The organism is Paenibacillus sp. GCM10012306, assembly GCF_042649265.1.
GTDB lineage: Bacteria > Bacillota > Bacilli > Paenibacillales > Paenibacillaceae > Paenibacillus_AQ.
The window spans coordinates 200,877-217,758 of record NZ_JBHRYW010000011.1; the positions used below are offsets into that span (position 1 = coordinate 200,877).

Consider the following 16,882-nt stretch of genomic DNA (forward strand, 5'->3'; position numbering starts at 1 on the left):
ACCTTTTTTTCACAAATCAGAACTACCTGTTCTTCGGCACCTGCTCTTAGGCTTGCTTGAATTCAATCCAGTCGATTTGCAGACCTGGCTTAACGAAGTCCAATTTCAATTCATACAGACCTGCTTCCAGTTCGATCTTAACCAGCTTTTGCTTAATCCACTTGCCTTCCGTACCATTCGTCTGAATGGTTGTCACCAATTGGTCGTTCAGTGTGACGTTGCAAGCGGTTTGCGCCAGTTCAGGCTCTGGAGACATGATATGAACAATAATCCGGTACTGGCCAGCCGCGTCCACTTTTACAAAAGTTGAACCAGTGGTCGCTGGTGTAACCTGCGCATTGTCGGACAGCACATGTGCCCCTTCGGAAGACAGCGATGGATTACCTGTGAAGGCAACAACCGTCTCTACAATCTCATGTTTTCTGGAGAACACCGGTGCGTGCATAATGAATTCGCAAATATTCATAGCTGAACGTTGCAGCTCACCACGGGTAACCGATCCATTCTCCAGAGATTCCATGGTGTTGTCTTCCCAGCCGTTGATTTCTGCACCATAGTTAGGAACGACCATGTACAAATCGTTTTGGGCACGAACCATCCAGTTCGTGTACTTCCGATCCGCAGGTCCGCCATCTACAACATTATTCATGATCGCCCACCAGTCAGTCATCACAATGCCCTTGAAGCCCCATTCGCCACGCAAAATGGTGGTGTTCAGGTCATAGTTAGACGCTGCCCAATGTCCGTTGATAGGATTGTAGGAAGTCATAATCGAATTTGCGCCAGCCTGCTTCACTGCGATTTCAAAGCCTTTCAGGTAGATCTCCCGCAGGGCGCGTTCAGACACAATCGCGTCTACCTTACTGCGGTGTTTCTCCTGGTTGTTGCAAGCAAAGTGCTTCAGTGTGGCGTTAGAGCCACCTTTCATAATACCGCGGGTGCATGCTGCCGCAAAGACACCGGAAATCAGCGGATCTTCAGAGAAATACTCGAAGTTACGCCCATTCAGCGGGCTACGGCGAATATTCAGACCAGGTCCGAGCAGAGTATCTACATTGTTACCCAGCAGCTCCCGGCCTTCCATGACGTACAGCTCTTCAACCAGTTCTGCGTTCCAAGTGGCTGCGAGCAAGGTTCCGATAGCAACCTGGGTTGCCTTTGCCCCACTGTCCATCCGAATGCCGGACGGGCCATCTGCCGTACAAGCAACAGGAATGCCGTAATTGAACAACTGATCGCTTACACCGCCGAAAGCTGAAGCTGTACCCGGTGTAACCAACGGACTGCTCATGCCTTCGCCTCTAACGATGGTGGCTAGATCCTCGTCGCTGAGCTGGGCGATAAAGGCTTCCATAGTGATTTTCTGATCCAAAACATCTCTTAGGATATGTCCTTTATTTCCAGTCTGCTCCAAGGCCCCCGGTAGATTCTTCTCGATACGATCCGCCATGTCAATCTTTCGCGTAGGCACTTCTACGTAGACGATCTCGTATGAACCGTCAGCCTTCCGGGCACCTGGCATCATTCTTGAGAAGCCCTCTGTAGGAGCCATCGCCTCTTGCAGTTGCTCCACAACTCGCAGAGCTTCCACAACGTAACCGTTTTGGCCTTGGACAGCTACTTCCGCTAGCATTTTGACACTGGTTCCGGCATAAATGTGGTACGTTCCAGCTTCCAGTACATAGGCAGAAGATTGCCCTGTTACTCCGGCGTCGTCATAGGAGGCCATAATATCCACTGGGAAGCTTACGGTAAGACGCTCTGATTCACCCGGCTGAAGGACACGGGTCTTGCCGAATGCTGCCAGCACTTTAGCCGGTTGACCCAGCTTTCCTTGCGGCGCTTCGTAATAGACCTGTACAACCTCTTTACCAGCATAGTGGTTTCCTGTGTTAGCTACAAGTACATCAATCTCAATATGCTCTTGGCCGTCTTTGACTGACAGCTTGGCTTCCCCTGGCTCCACTTGGAAGGAGGTATACGAAATCCCGTAACCAAATTCATATTGAACCTTCTCTGGACAAAACGTCTCGAAATAACGATAGCCCACATAGATATCTTCTTGATAAAAGTTCTTGAACTCATTACCGTAGTTGCTTGTGGATGGGTAATCATTGATCGAATAGGCGATGGTATCGGTTAGTTTACCGCTCGGTGTTACCTCTCCGCTCAGCACGTCGGCAATCGCGTTTCCGCCTTCCATACCGCCATGCCAAGAATAGATCACACCCGCAATCGGATGTACATAGCTCTCATCGTTAATCCAGCTCATATCAATGATGTTGGATACGTTCAGCACGACAACGGTTTGTTCAAAATAAGTTGTAACCTGCTTCAGCAGATCCTTCTCATCCGCGGTTAACTGGTAACTGCCTGGAGCGTCAGCATTGTCCTGATCTTCTCCCGCCGTACGTCCAATCACTACGATGGCTTTGTTGGACTTGCTTCTTGCCCCTGCTACAAGCTCAGCAGTTACAGGCATTTCCTTCTGGTGCCAAGGTTCTGCAGCCCAGACCTTTCCACCATCATCAAACGGATTCTGCTCAATCCACTGTTCATAGACAGCTGCCAACTCTTCGTTCACAATAAAATCGTTTTTACTGCGAAGACCATTCAACAGATTCGTTGTATAAGCAACGTGAACGCTACCGCCAGAACCTGTACCACTGCGATAGTAATTCACTTGTGTTCTACCAAAAATCGCAACATTGTCACCGCTGCGCAACGGAAGAACTTGATGATCATTCTTCAGTAGTACCGCACCTTCTGCGGCCACCGTCCGGCTAAATTCTGCAAAACCCTCTAATGGAATTCCCACATTCTGTGTACTCAATTTCTTTCCTCCTGATCTTCATTTCCTAGACCTGTCTCTATGTAAAGCTCCTATAAAGAATAGTGGCTATCATAATAATATACAAGTCCCGCTCGCAAAAAACAAAGACGGAACCTCTCGTCTCACTTCTATTTGTGAATAATAAATGAAACTGAAGTTCCGTGACCTAGCTTGCTTTGAATCCGCAGCCCTTCCCCATACTGGCGCTTTAACCGGAGATCCGTATTATACAGACCAACGCCCGGCCTGTCACCAGGATGTCCCCCCGATAATTGGCGCAGCATGTCTTCATCCATCCCGACGCCATCGTCTTGAACCGTGATCTCTGCATAACTCTCTTCATTCAGCACCCGAATACAGATACTCCCTCCGCGAGCGCGCTTCATAAGGCCATGTCTTATGGCATTCTCCACCAACGGTTGAATGGTCAGCATCGGAATTCGCAGTTCCTTGCATTCACCAAGCTCCCACACCACATGCAGACGTTCTTCGAACCGTTCCTGTTCAATAAACAGATAGGACCGGACGATGCTTAGCTCCTCTTCAATTGGGACAAGCTGATTCATATTTTGCAATTTGAATTTATCCCTTAGGAAGCTGCTGAGTGCTTCGAGCAGATTGCGCATCCTCACCAAATCAATTTCACTTAAGGCTGAAATAGCATTTAGCGTATTGAACAGAAAATGGGGCTGAATCTGCGCCTGCAGCCAGGCTGCTTCCATCTCTAGCCGCTGGCGTACAGACTGCCTTACTTCGGTTAACGCTCTTACCCGTGACCTTATTTCCAAAGACTCCACGGGTTTCGTTACATAGTCGTTGGCACCGGAAAGGAAGCCGTTCTCAATATCTTTGGGATAGCTTCTTGCGGTGAGCAGAAGGATTGGCAGTTCGGTCAGTGTAAAATGCTGGCGGATGCTGCGGGCTAGCTCATACCCTGACATTTGAGGCATCATGACATCAGAAATAACCAAATCCCATTCCCTAGTCTTTAATAACGCTAGTGCTTGTTTACCGCTTGTAACCGTCACGATGTCGTATTGCTCCAACGAAAGAATGGCCTCCAGAACCTGCAGATTTACCGGATCATCATCCACAATTAATATCCGAGGTCTATCCATATATTTCTTCAGTGGCTGGACAGAAACTTGGGCAGGTAGAGTGCGAGCATCTGGCACTGTCGCATTGATTAGGGCCTCTGATGCAAAAATTTCTGCTGCTTTATCCCCTATTGGAGTGGCCCCTTGACTCAGCGGCAGCGTAAAGACAAATTCCGAACCTTGATCGGGCTTCGAGCTGATTTGCAGCGTCCCACCATGGAGCTCAATTAGTTGTTTGGTGATGCTGAGACCCAGTCCAAACCCACCCTCAACCATTGTTTTTCCAAGCTCTCCCTGCTCATAAGGCTCCAGAACACGGCGCATCGTCTCTTCATCCATGCCAATGCCTGAATCCGAGATGACAATGTGTGCCCACCCTTCTCTCACACTTACGGAAATGACAATTTCTCCTTCATTCGTAAACTTTACCGCATTATGAAGCAGATTGAACACAATCTGTATCACCCGATTCTCGTCGGCATGCACATCTGGAAAAAACTCGGGGATATCGTTCACCAATCGAACGGACTTCCCTGCTGTCATGAAAACGAGCATATCCAATACACCTGTGGTTACTGCATGTAAAGAAACGTTCCGAAGATTCAGCTGGGGAGTTCCTTCCTGCAGTCTTTTGGCATCGATCAAATCGCGCAGCATAAGTGACATTCGGCGTCCTACAGACAACACCGTCCCCAGATCCTTGATGCTTTTTTCTGTAAGTACATGCTGCTCCCGCTCCAAAATGGATTGTGAGATGTTGAGGATACCGTGCAGCGGATTGCGCAGCTCATGCGAAGTATTCGCCAGAAACTCATCCTTGAGCTTGTCTGTTCTCTGCAGCTTGGCCGCAAGCATCCCCGTTTCCGCATAGATCTTGAAATATTGCCGGAACCAGAGGGAAGCAAAGTAGGTCGTGGCGATGATCAAATCAAACGGATAAAAGTCCATTTTGAAGCCAACTGCGAATGAAAGGATCAGCCAGACGAAATGATTCATCAACGCGATTAACGACAACACAAGGGGAATGTTCTCTTTCAGATTTTTGAGAGATGCCCGAATTATGGATGTGAGTGTAAGAAATACAGAAGAAGCCATTAATACTAGAACAATAGGATGATAGATCAGGAGATACCGTAGAGGGAGGAATAGCGCCACTATGACGTCAACTGTACAAAACGAAGTGTACCATTGGTAGGCTCTGGGCCAGTAGAACTGCATCTGTTGCTTCCCGCTTCGCAGTAACCCGTAAATGATACCCATAGTAGACAAATGGGCAAGTCTAAAGCTCCAGTCATAATTGAAATGTAATAGATGTTGTAAAAATTTGTCATCATTCACAAGCAGATTGTTCAGCATGATGCTAACCGCAAGTAGGGCAAAGTACAGTGGTCTCTTGTCTCTGTTGCCTACCAGGTACAAAATAATCGCATAAATAGCTTGCATCGAAAATACAACGACATCCAGCATCTGCATGGATATAGCTAACATTTGTTTCTGTTCAATTGCCAATTCCGATCCAAAGGTAAGAGAGTGGACAATCCCACTCTTCCGAACATCCACATGATTAGCCACTTGAATTACGACCTCGATGACCCCACTGCTGCTAGCAGCAAAGGTTGCTGTGAAAGGTACATTTCTGGCTACATAATTCTTTCCGTTCTCCCCTGTCTCTCCTGACTGAGCCAACTTTCGGCCGTCAATATATAGCGTGTACGCACTTCGGATACTGGCAGTGCGAATGCTGTAATTTAAATCATGGTCGGGATTCACAAGAACTGTCAAACGGTAGGTTCCATAGCCAAAGGGGCTATCTTTCCCCGGCTGCAGCGCTTGATTCCAACTCCCCGGAACTTGTATAAATTGGGAATTATCGCTTAGGGGACGTTCATAAGATGTTTGCCCGAATAACCATTCATGGGGATAGAATTCCCAATCTCCATCCAGCAGAATGGTGCCGCCCTGTCGCGCGTTCCAATCGCGCAAATCCATCACTCCACGCACAGATTTTGCATGATCTACGCTGTTAAACGATGTCATCCACAACAGACGTGAGCCGGTGAGGAGGAGGATGAACAGGGTGATAACGAGAGGGAATTTCCATTTCCCAAGCTTGTTTCGATGATCTGGCACGTTGGACTATCTCCTTAGTTCCTGCATAGTGGAATGAGACATGCTTACGAATTCAGTTAGTTTCAATTATAGTAGTAAACCTGGCTAAACCCAATAAAAAAATGGAAGCGCAATTGTACCTGTTAAGATTCTGTTAAAGTTACGTTTATGTAGAATTCATCTCACTCCATTATGCTGACACAACACCGAAAACTAAGGCATACAGAAATGAATGAGAGAGGGTAATGAGATGAGAGCAAAACGATTTGTGATCTTAAGCACGACACTCGCGCTAACACTGCTAGCTCCGCTGAGTGTGATGGCCGACAGCAGCAGCAATAAGACTAACTATGTATCTTCCCAAAAAACAGCTGCAGAGAAGGCGGCACTACTAACCGATACCTACGGTACTACAAGCCTGCAATACGCTCTGATAGACCAAGGGAACATTGTCATCTCCGGGCATTCTGGCAAGAACCAACTGACGAAGAATGTGCCGTTAACCTCTGATACAATCTACGGCATAGGGTCGACCAGCAAAATGTTTGTAGCATCCGCTGTTATGAAACTAGTGGATGAAGGCAAGCTGGATCTGGACCTGCCGCTTACGAGATATATTCCTGACTTTACAATGAAAGATGCCCGTTACGAACAGATTACGCCGCGTATGCTGCTAAATCATTCTGCAGGTATTGAAGGTTCTTCCTTTAACCGTGCGCTATTGTTCAATGATAACGATACCTATGCCCACGATCATCTGTTAGAGCAATTAGCAACTCAAAGCTTGAAGGCAGACCCGGGAGCATTCTCGGTCTATTCTAACGACGGCTTTACACTAGCTGAAATCCTGCTGGAAAGAGTCAGTGGGTTGGACTTTACGACGTTTATCCACAAGAATTTCACAGAGCCTTTAGGGATGAAGAATACCAAGACCCCTATAGATCAAATAGACAAAGCCAAAATAGCCGGGACCTTTATTCCTTCTTCTCAGGCTCCACTTCCTTTAGAAAATTATAATGTCATCGGAACTGGAGGGCTTCGCTCCACAGCTGAGGATTTGGTGAAATTCTCACAGATCTTCACGGGACAAGTAGACGGCATTCTTTCCAAACAATCCGTCAAGGCAATGACCGAAGCAGAATATAAAAAAGGCATGTGGCCGAACAATACCGATGCGACCTTTGCCTACGGACTAGGCTGGGATAGCGTAGATCTCTTCCCATTCAATAATTATGGTATTCAGGCGCTTACCAAAGGAGGAGACACGACACTGTTCCATTCATCGTTAGTCGTGCTCCCAGAGTATAATCTGGCTGCTGCTGTGACTTCATCTGGTGGCTCCAGCACAACCGATCAATTGCTCGCGAATGAACTGCTGCTTAGCGCATTGCAAGCGAAGGGTGTAATTAAAGAGCAGAAGGCAGAGAAGTCGCACGGCCTCCCAGTGAAGGCAAAAATGCCGCAAGAGATGTCCCGTTATGCAGGCATCTATGGCGCTTCCAATTCATTGATGAAGATAGCAATCAACCCATCAGGTGAAATGGTACTAACCTCACTTCTGTTCCCAGGCGATCCTGGTCAAAAGTATGTGTACACTACCGATGGTTCTTTTAAGAGTGCGGATGGCACGGAAAAGTTCAAATTTGTTGTCGAAAAAAATGGACGCACCTACTTGTGGTCCAGCGCATATGTATCCGTACCTGGACTTGGGCAGACCGTATTCTCTGAATACTCCGCCGAAAAGCTTGAAGCTAATCCATTATCCAAAGATGTAGCTGCCGCATGGGACAAACGTGAGGGCAAAACATATTACATGATGAACGAGAAATACTCATCGATATCCTACTTCTCGGGTTTGCCTGCTTTTCCAATTGTGACGAGCAAAGAAGCTCCTGGCTATATCGTTAATAATAAAATCGTTGATGCAAACAAAGCGATCAGCCAGCTGCAAATTCCCACTATAGCAGGTAGAGATAGCATGGAATTCAATTTCTTTACGAAGGATGGCATTGAGTATGTCAAAACAACAGGCGGTTACTTGTATGCTGGTGAAGAGATCTTAAAGCCGCTCTATACTGGTAAACAATCCACAGCCACCATCCAAGCGGACGGGCTTGCCAGATGGTTCAGCGTTCCTGCCGCTGCCAAAGAAAAGACTCTGTCCGTCAAACTACCTGCAAACAGCGCAGTTGTCGTATATGACGAAGCCGGCATGTGTGTGAACGATTCAGCAGTCAGCGGTAAAAATACGGTTGTATTACCGAAGAACGGTACCATTGTATTCGTGGGTGACGCGGGTGCGAAGTTTGAAATTTCGTTGAAGATCGGAAAGTAAATCGTCGCCGATTCGTATGCTTCACTGCAACAGTTTCCCCAGGGCTGTTTTCTCTTATATCGCAAAAAAGGAGCCGCAGATCATTTCAGATCTGCGGCTCCTTTTAGGTGTATCTTATACTCTCTATTTCAATCGATATAAACGGTAAATCAGGGCTGCAGCCTCTGCCTTGCTAGCAGTCTGATTAGGACGGAAGGTCTTATCCTCGAACCCTCCGAACAGCTGTGTACTCTTGGTAAGAGCAACACTATCCGCTGCCCATTTGGATATCTTGGCCCCATCCGTAAAGGCCCCGTTCACCACGTCCGGCTGAGCAACGGATTTCACTCCGTTGTAAGTCTTTAGTGCTCGGGCCAGCATGGTCGCCATTTCCTGACGGGTAATGCTAGCTTCAGGATCAAAGACAGCCGTTGATTTTCCGCTGATGATCCCTGCAGCATAAACGGCCGCCAGTTCGTTGTAATGGTCGTTATTCGGAGCGATGTCTTTGAATGGCAAGGTAATCCCCTTACCCTCCAAACCATAAGCTCTTGCGATCCAGCTCGCGAATTCTATACGTGTTACCTGCTTGGATGGATGGAACTCTCCGGCCTGGTCTACGATGCCCTTGGTCAACAGGTCGTGGATCTCTTTCGTTGCCCAATGAGTCGCCGGCACATCTGTGAAGGAAACTGCCTTGCCCAGCATAACGGTATACCGGCTAAAATGTCCTCGCAGCGTACTTACCGTTTGTGTTATCGGATCATATTTACCCCCAACCGCTTCCCACGTCAGGCTCTTATCGTTCAAGACATACAAGGTCAGCTTCTCCAGATCAGCTCCTGAGTATTTCGCCGGATCTATAGAAGATACATCGAAGGTAACCTTCATCGGTTTGGCAAACGCCTCTACCGTCTTGCCTCCAATCGAGGCACTAAACTCCATCACAGGAATCTTAGCTAATGGCTCTGCCTGATTTGGTTTATTCACTATAGCGTTCTGTACAACTTCAGCCGCTAAAGTGATGTTTTGTCCCGCTTCTACAGCCCCGAAGGTATCTGGAGCAATGGTAAATGCGGTATGATCCATCTGTAGCTTCAATCCGTCGATACCGTTCTCTTTTACCAAGGTTAATACTTCTGCTGGTAAAGTGGTGTTCAACTTATGCAGACCTTCGCCCATCGGTGGTACCTTGACTGTCAGAGACAGTTTAAGCTCCTGAGCCGACCCTGCACCCAGTTTGGTATTAAGCTCACCAGTAACGGTAGTCAGCGCCTGCTTCGCAGAGACGATCTGCTTATTGATCAAGTCCTTGCTCAATTGGGAAGTAACTGTACTTCCCGTAACTGATACATCTTCCTTAGCAATAGTCACTTCTCCGGCTTTATTCAATGCCGCTTGACTGGAAGAGATGACACCGTTCTTCAACTGCAGAATTTCTTCTGCAGGAACGCCGCTAGCATTTTTCAGAACAGCCGCCGCATTCTGGATCAGCGTCTGGGCGAAGCTCACAGCCTTGTCTGCAGTATCTAATTTGTTCAGCAGGTAAGGTGCACTGCCTACCAATTCGCTAACCGCAGTAACGATTTTTTGCTTCGCTGCAGCATCTTGTATCGATCCGAGCAATTGAGTTGCACTCTCCAGTGCCTGTGAGAGACTCTTGCTGTTCTGCTCAGCCTCCTCAGAGGTTGCGGCTGCCTTAAGAGACTCAGCAATACTTGCCAACGCGCTTTGGGCTGCTGAAGCCCGCTCCGCTGCAGTAGCTGCTCCGTCCTTAAGCAGTTCCTGAAGCTTGGCATTCTGTTTAGCTACACTGTCGTTAACAGTTACTGTGGGAGCAGCAGGGATTGCACCTGGATTGCCTCCTCCTCCGGCTGGTCCCGGGCCTGGATTGGTCCCTGGCCCCGGGTTATTTCCTGGACCTGGCTCAGTTCCTGGACCCGGTCCGTTTCCTCCGCCGTTGCCCGGGTTATTTCCTCCCGGATCGACCACCGTTCCGCCGCTGGACTCCAGCTCAAATGTTTTATTCAAAGTATAGGTCTGCCCATCAATTGTCATCTGGGCTTTAAGCACATAATTCCCGGAAGGGAGAACTTGAAAAGAATCATTAATTTCCTGAATGGCGCTAATGGATAGCGGATAGTAGTTATCTGCGGTTGATTTAAATAGCGTTTTTCCTGTTACATCCTGGATTTCATACGATGCAGCAGTCGGGTTCAGACCTGTTGAGCCAGATGAAGAACCCCTACCGGACACTAGAACCAATGGCTTTCTTATTTGTCCAATACGGTTCCCGGCTGTATCCATTAACCCTATCTTAAACCAGCTATCCCCGGTAGGAAGAACCAACTTCCCATCCTTCAGATCAAAAATATCCAAGCCGCTAATAGTTTGTAGGGCAAGCTGCGTAGTGGTGCCTGCCTTTAATATTCCAGCTGAGAAATGAATATCATATTGATACTCCCTACCACCGACGGACTGCCCTACCTGCACAGTAACTTCTCCCGGAGTCAATTGAACCTGGGCAGCGTCATATGCATAACCCACAATAGTTGAACCCGCCTGTGTAGCATATTCAACACTATAAATAGCCCCCGCTGCCGGCGCCACCAGCGTAGCCAATGTAGAAAGAGAATCGTCAATCACAAGTGTATGATCTCCTGCTCCAATGATTACATCATCACGATATATAAATGTGTCACTTTGGGGTTGGGACAGTACACTATAAGTTCCCTCTGTAGCATAGAAATAGTTTTCTGCCGGTGTATTGTTATTGATGACATAAGGGACATATTTCGATCCCACCATATCTTTTCGCACAAGCGATAATTGATTCATAACCTGAGTCAGTTTCACTTTGCTAACCTGTTGAAGAGGCTGTCTGGCATCGAGTACCATCGAATATTCTTTACCAGGTTCAGTCACTATCGAACCATACATATAGTAACCATACTTAGCTTGAACGCCCATATAGGTGCGACTGTATCGAATAAAGTCTATGTCCACCACCGAAGGGGATTGCGTAACAAGGAATGCTTGCTGTTTGCCTACATCGATATACCGACTTTGTGTATTGAAAGTTCCATCTTCCTTCTTGATCTTAGCCATTACATAGGCGTTGTCTAGCGGAACGCCGCCTGCGTAGCTGTCACCTTCAGGTTTGTCCAACCCTTGCACACGAACAACAGCCTGGGTTTGAGGGTCAATAATTGCTAGGGAGACAACTTTAGATAAATACCCCTGTTTCTTAAAAATAAATTCGCTAAAGTAACCTGCATCCCCTTGAGGAAGGGTCAGATGCCCCTGGCTATCCGTTACACCGATCAACTCGCCAAATCGACTAATCTCAACTCCGGCCAGCAACGGGCCTTGGGCTCCTGTCACGTGCTGACGTACTGTGACCGTCATATTCTCTGACTGATCTGTATTCAAATATGGTTCGTCTACCAAATCAACCAATTTTCCATCTTTACCTCTAATCTCAATATCGAGCTCCTGCTTTGATGTAACCTTCAGCACTGTTTCATGGAGTAGCTCTCCATAAACATACTTTCCACTAGAGTAATAGTAAGGTAATAGCTGGATCTTATACGTTCCTGATTTGGCAGGCTTCCATTGGCGTTTGTCTGCACGGCGAAGCTGCCCGTCTTTTTCGTCCATCGACCAGTAAATTGAATTATCTTCAATCACCGTTCCGGATTCATCCACGATGCGAACTCTATAATTGCTGCTCATATCCAAACTATTCTTGTATTCATCCTCCATGACTACTTGGTAATCAACGGTCTCACCTAATACAATTTCGTTGCGAGTCTCCACTCCATCATAATAATTTGATCCTGACACGCTTGTAACAATGTTCGTATCATAAGTGCTTCCAGCCGTTAATGCATATTCACTATCGGTTGGGCTGAAAAAAGATGCTATAACCACTTGATCGACATCCCAAGTGCTGTTATTAGGAATACTTGATACAGCAGTCGCTGTCAGTCTATGAATCTCTTCACCTTTTTCAACATACAAAGAGGTAGCTTGTATCGGGAAATATGTACTGATCCGATTGACATTATACTTGTTGTTCAAGTACGTAAACTCGACCTTTCCTAAACCTGACGTGGACAAATCTGGAATTTGTAGTTTCAAAGCGCTGTAGTCTGCAGACACAGCATCAGAATGCAGTATTGTCTCCGAATCGACAGGTCTGACCTGACTCCGGATGATAATTTTATCCTTCGTTCCTGGAAGGCTTGCGAGCGCTGTAATATCGTACTCTTTATTTTTCGGAACATATACTCCGGCTGTTCTCATTTCAAAAGCTCCAGCTGTTCTAGTGATCTGCTTATACTGATCGTTAAAGACAATGGAATAAGACTCTACCGTCAACGGTTTTCCATTCCAGGTGTAATCAAAGCTTAACCAACTGAAATCACTAGCATCCTGTATGATTTCCTTATGCGTTCCGGACTCAGCAGAGAACAGTGCAGCTTGGCTAGTCTGGAACAGGAGGGTTTGGTTTCGGATCTGCCATATGTAAGAACTGTAACTACCAGAGATGGAACCTGTACTTAGTGTAAGTACATCATAACCTGGAACAGCAACCCTGTCTGAAGCCCCATAAGGTAGGCTGATATTGTTGGCCGGTGACTGTGCAAGTTTTCCTGTCTCATCCAGGTAACGTATCGCTACAGTATGCGTGCCTGCTGGCTGGAGATCGGTGACATATAATGGCCAAGCCTCATAATGTTCTGTACCCTGATTAATGAATACAAATAGAACAGGCCGGTTTGCATTAAACTCCGATTTATTCAATTCCACCTGACCGTTCGTATCTGTAATCGCGTAGCGGTATTCTGAGTAGTAACTATCCACAACGATTTTACTACGCACTAGAGGAACACCTTCACTCGTAACTGTAAGTCTGAGCTTCTGGTCATCACTGCGAATTTCCCCAGTGGAAGCAGCTATATATGTATTAGAATTCTTGGGCATCCGTTCTACAGTCAGATTGATTTTGGTTGTAGCCGGAACACGAATGGTCTGCGGTTCGGTCGTCACCAGGCCATCCTTACCCATGTATTGAGCCTGAAGAGAGTAAGCCTCCCCAACTTTTAATCCTTCAAAAGAAAGATTGGTAAATTCCATAGAATATACGGTATCCGTTATTGTACGCCGTTTTACATCTTCTTTATTCTTGATTTGACTGCCAACTTTTATTCCATCTTTAAATAGAGAAAACTCTATATCCTGAAGTGTAGGAATATCTGTGTAGGTCACATCTAACACACTACTAACCACTATTTTCTGTGTACTATCCACAGCGCGGTCGGCAGAAATCACATCTACCTTCAATGGAGCAGCCGAGACCTCCAGCACACTCAGCAAAGATAATATCAATATCAATACTACTGAAACCATTCTCCTAAATCTCGCAAACTCTCTCGAACGCATTCTTTCATCTCCTACATTATTCGAATATTTATAACCCATGATCTGTACATTACTACCTAATAACAGGACTCCCTTCCTAATTATCCTAATAAAAGAACTAAATTCTTAGTTTACCCTATAAAATTACTCGCATTTTGTCAATATATCCCTCAATAGTTTATAAAATAAAATACTTCATCCTTAATTTTAGGCGAAAATTAGCATAATATCATTCAAACATTCCTACTTTCACAATCATTGTTCCTAGTTGAGCAAGAATTCCTTCACTAACTAATCTTTATGTTCCAAGGATATTCGAAACAAGCCACACATAGGATGTTCCATATAAGAAAAATGTAAATCCTAACCAAAGGTGAGTGTAACCCATGAACATTAACCCAGTGTCATCCCTACCTATGAAAAAACCTAACTTCCTTGTATTCCTAGTGGATGAAGAGCGTTATCCTCCTGTTTATGAGAGTCAAGAAATCCAAGAATGGCGCAAGCAGAATCTCGTTACCCAGGAACTTCTGAAGGCTCATAGCCTGGAATTTCATAGGCATTATATCGGGAGCACCGCCTGCTGCCCTAGCCGAGCAACATTGTTCACAGGACAGTATCCATCCCTGCATGGGGTCAGCCAAACGGTCGGCATAGCCAAAGAATCCTTTGACTCCGACATGTTCTGGTTGAACCGTAACACCGTACCTACAATGGGGCATTACTTCCGGGCTGCCGGCTATCAGACTTACTATAAAGGAAAATGGCATATATCCAATGAGGATATCATTGCTCCCGGTACCCATAACAGTCTGCCCAGCTATGATCCATTAACCGGAGTACCCGACCAGGGATGGACAGAGCTCTATCTGAATGCCAACCGCTTAGATGACTTCGGCTTTTCCAGTTGGGTTGGCCCTGATCCTGTAGGCAAAAACCCTCGCAACTCCGCCTCTTCCGCTGCTATTGGATTAAGTGGGCGAGATGTAGTCTACGCAGAAGAGACTGTTGAACTAATCAAAGTGTTAGACCAAAACTGCGGACCGCACCATAATGACTCCCCCTGGTTAATCGTTTCTTCCTTTGTGAACCCGCACGACATTGTGCTCTATGGAGATATTTCCGCAAGACTTCCTAATTTTAAATTTGAGATCGATAACATACCGGACGTTCCCCCTCCTCCGACGCTAAACGAACAACTAAACACAAAACCGGGCTGCCAAGCTAGCTACAGAGATTTATACCCGAAGGCACTCCAACCTATTAGCGATGGTCCGTTCTACCGTCAGTTATATTATCAGCTGCAAAAAAATGCCGATCGGCAAATGTTCAAAGTATTCAAGGCGCTGACTCACTCCTCTTTTTATGACAATACCATTGTTATTTTCACATCGGATCACGGTGATCTACTGGGGTCTCACGGCAATCTCCATCAAAAATGGTACAGCGCCTATGAAGAATTCCTTCATGTTCCTTTTCTTATTCATAACAAGCATCTATTCCCGGAGCAGAAAAATGTCCACACGCTGACCAGTCATTTAGATCTGCTGCCGACCATGCTGGGATTAGCGAATGTGAACCTGACTGACATTCAGCGGGATCTACAGCACAAATTTAGCGAAACCCGCCCCTTAGTCGGACGCAACCTTACCCCTTTAATTTTAGAAAATAAGGCAATCTCCCCTACCGATGAGCCGCTCTATTTCATGACTGACGACGATGTTACACGCGGACAGCATCAGGTCAATCTATTAGGCGAACCGTATGCCTCGGTTATACAGCCTAACCACATCGAGACCGTCATCGCCCCTCTTTATAAGGGGAAACAACGGCATATCTGGAAGTTCTCCCGCTATTTTGATAATAGTCAATTCTGGAGCCAGCCGGGGGTTCAGGATGTTACTGTACAGCCCGGTGAGGGCGGCAACCCCGAACAATGGGTTCTATCAACCAAAACCGAGCCAGTTCCTGATGAATATGAATTATACAATCTGACAGAAGACCCTCTGGAGGCAAATAACCTCGCACACCCCACACTTGCCACACAGCAAACCAAAGAGGTTCAACAAATCATGATGTCTCTATTGGAGGAGCAACGCAAAAGAAAACGTCTCTACCCTTCCCAGCCTACGATATAAATCGCCTTTGGACTCTGCCATAGGCGATTTATAGAAATAGCAAAGCGACCCATTTGGGCCGCTTTTTTTTGTTAATTATTAAACTTTATAAACATTTTTGTTTACAAAGTTCCGTCTATGAAGTATTTTATAAACAACTTTCCAGCGGATAAGTGTGTTCGATTATTTTCAATTCAGGAGGACATATGAAAAATTATATAATTTTCGGCGCGAGCCAAGGTTTGGGAGACGCCTTCGTAAAAGGCTTGCCAGAGAACGGTGACCGTGTCTGGATCGTCTCCAGAACTCGTCCGCCAAGCGTAGATTTGAACGACAGCATTCACCGTTATTGGATTGAGGCTGATTTATCCTTACCCTCTTCAACTGAGAAGATAGCCGCTGAGATGGAAGGAACTCCGCTTGATGTATTGATCTACAATGTGGGGCTTTGGGAAAAGGAAGGCTTTACAGAGCAGTACAATTTTGAGCAAGATGATCCAACGGAGATCCTAAAGATGATTCAGGTCAATCTCTCCTCACCCATTACCTGCATCCAGAAGCTGCTACCCCATTTGATGCAATCGGACAACGGGAAAATCATCCTCATCGGTTCCACAGCTGGACTCGATCATACGAATAATGACCAAGTGACTTTTGTAGCGTCCAAATTCGGATTACGCGGGATTGGCAGTGCTTTACGTGAACACACCAGGAAATACGGTATCGCCGTCACCTGTATCAATCCCGGAGAAATTGCCGCAGAAATTCCTTACGAGGAAGGCGCGGACAAAGCAATTTCATTGTATGATGGCGCCAGGATTCCAGTTCAAGATATTGTTTCGCTCGTAAAATGTGTGATCACTCTATCTAAAGCGTCATGTGTGAAGGAGATTCATATGCCAGCCATGCTGGACACGAATGCGTGATGCAAGAAGAAGCTCCTTGGAGATTCCCAAGGAGCTTCTTCTTTGTCTATTTTCAAGAG

General features: G+C 46.3%; 6 protein-coding genes. 3 read left to right on the top strand and 3 right to left on the bottom strand.

The window, feature by feature from the left end; genetic code table 11:
* Positions 1–46: 46 nt before the first annotated feature.
* Together ACFORK_RS22345 and ACFORK_RS22350 are read right to left on the bottom strand one after the other, a co-directional pair.
* Positions 47–2,833, bottom strand: a complete 2,787-nt coding sequence (locus tag ACFORK_RS22345; RefSeq protein ID WP_379203157.1) for a glycoside hydrolase family 3 C-terminal domain-containing protein — start codon at positions 2,831–2,833, stop codon at positions 47–49.
* A gap of 128 nt (positions 2,834–2,961) precedes the next feature.
* A complete protein-coding gene (locus ACFORK_RS22350) occupies positions 2,962–6,060 on the bottom strand; it encodes a hybrid sensor histidine kinase/response regulator (protein ID WP_379203159.1) in 3,099 nt (1,032 codons plus the stop codon).
* A 229-nt stretch (positions 6,061–6,289) separates the two neighbouring features.
* Here ACFORK_RS22350 and ACFORK_RS22355 point away from each other — a divergent pair, with 229 nt between their 5' ends.
* Positions 6,290–8,374: a serine hydrolase domain-containing protein gene (locus tag ACFORK_RS22355; protein WP_379203161.1), complete on the top strand. Its 2,085-nt coding sequence runs from the start codon at positions 6,290–6,292 to the stop codon at positions 8,372–8,374.
* Between the two features lie 123 nt (positions 8,375–8,497).
* Here ACFORK_RS22355 and ACFORK_RS22360 read toward each other — a convergent pair whose 3' ends face one another.
* Complete coding sequence (locus ACFORK_RS22360; RefSeq protein ID WP_379203163.1) at positions 8,498–13,768, bottom strand: S-layer homology domain-containing protein; 5,271 nt, start codon at positions 13,766–13,768, stop codon at positions 8,498–8,500.
* A gap of 398 nt (positions 13,769–14,166) precedes the next feature.
* Here ACFORK_RS22360 and ACFORK_RS22365 point away from each other — a divergent pair, with 398 nt between their 5' ends.
* Positions 14,167–15,918, top strand: coding sequence for a sulfatase family protein (locus ACFORK_RS22365; protein WP_379203165.1), 1,752 nt, complete (start codon positions 14,167–14,169; stop codon positions 15,916–15,918).
* A gap of 185 nt (positions 15,919–16,103) precedes the next feature.
* Complete coding sequence (locus ACFORK_RS22370) at positions 16,104–16,823, top strand: SDR family NAD(P)-dependent oxidoreductase (RefSeq protein ID WP_379203167.1); 720 nt, start codon at positions 16,104–16,106, stop codon at positions 16,821–16,823.
* Positions 16,824–16,882: the final 59 nt, after the last annotated feature.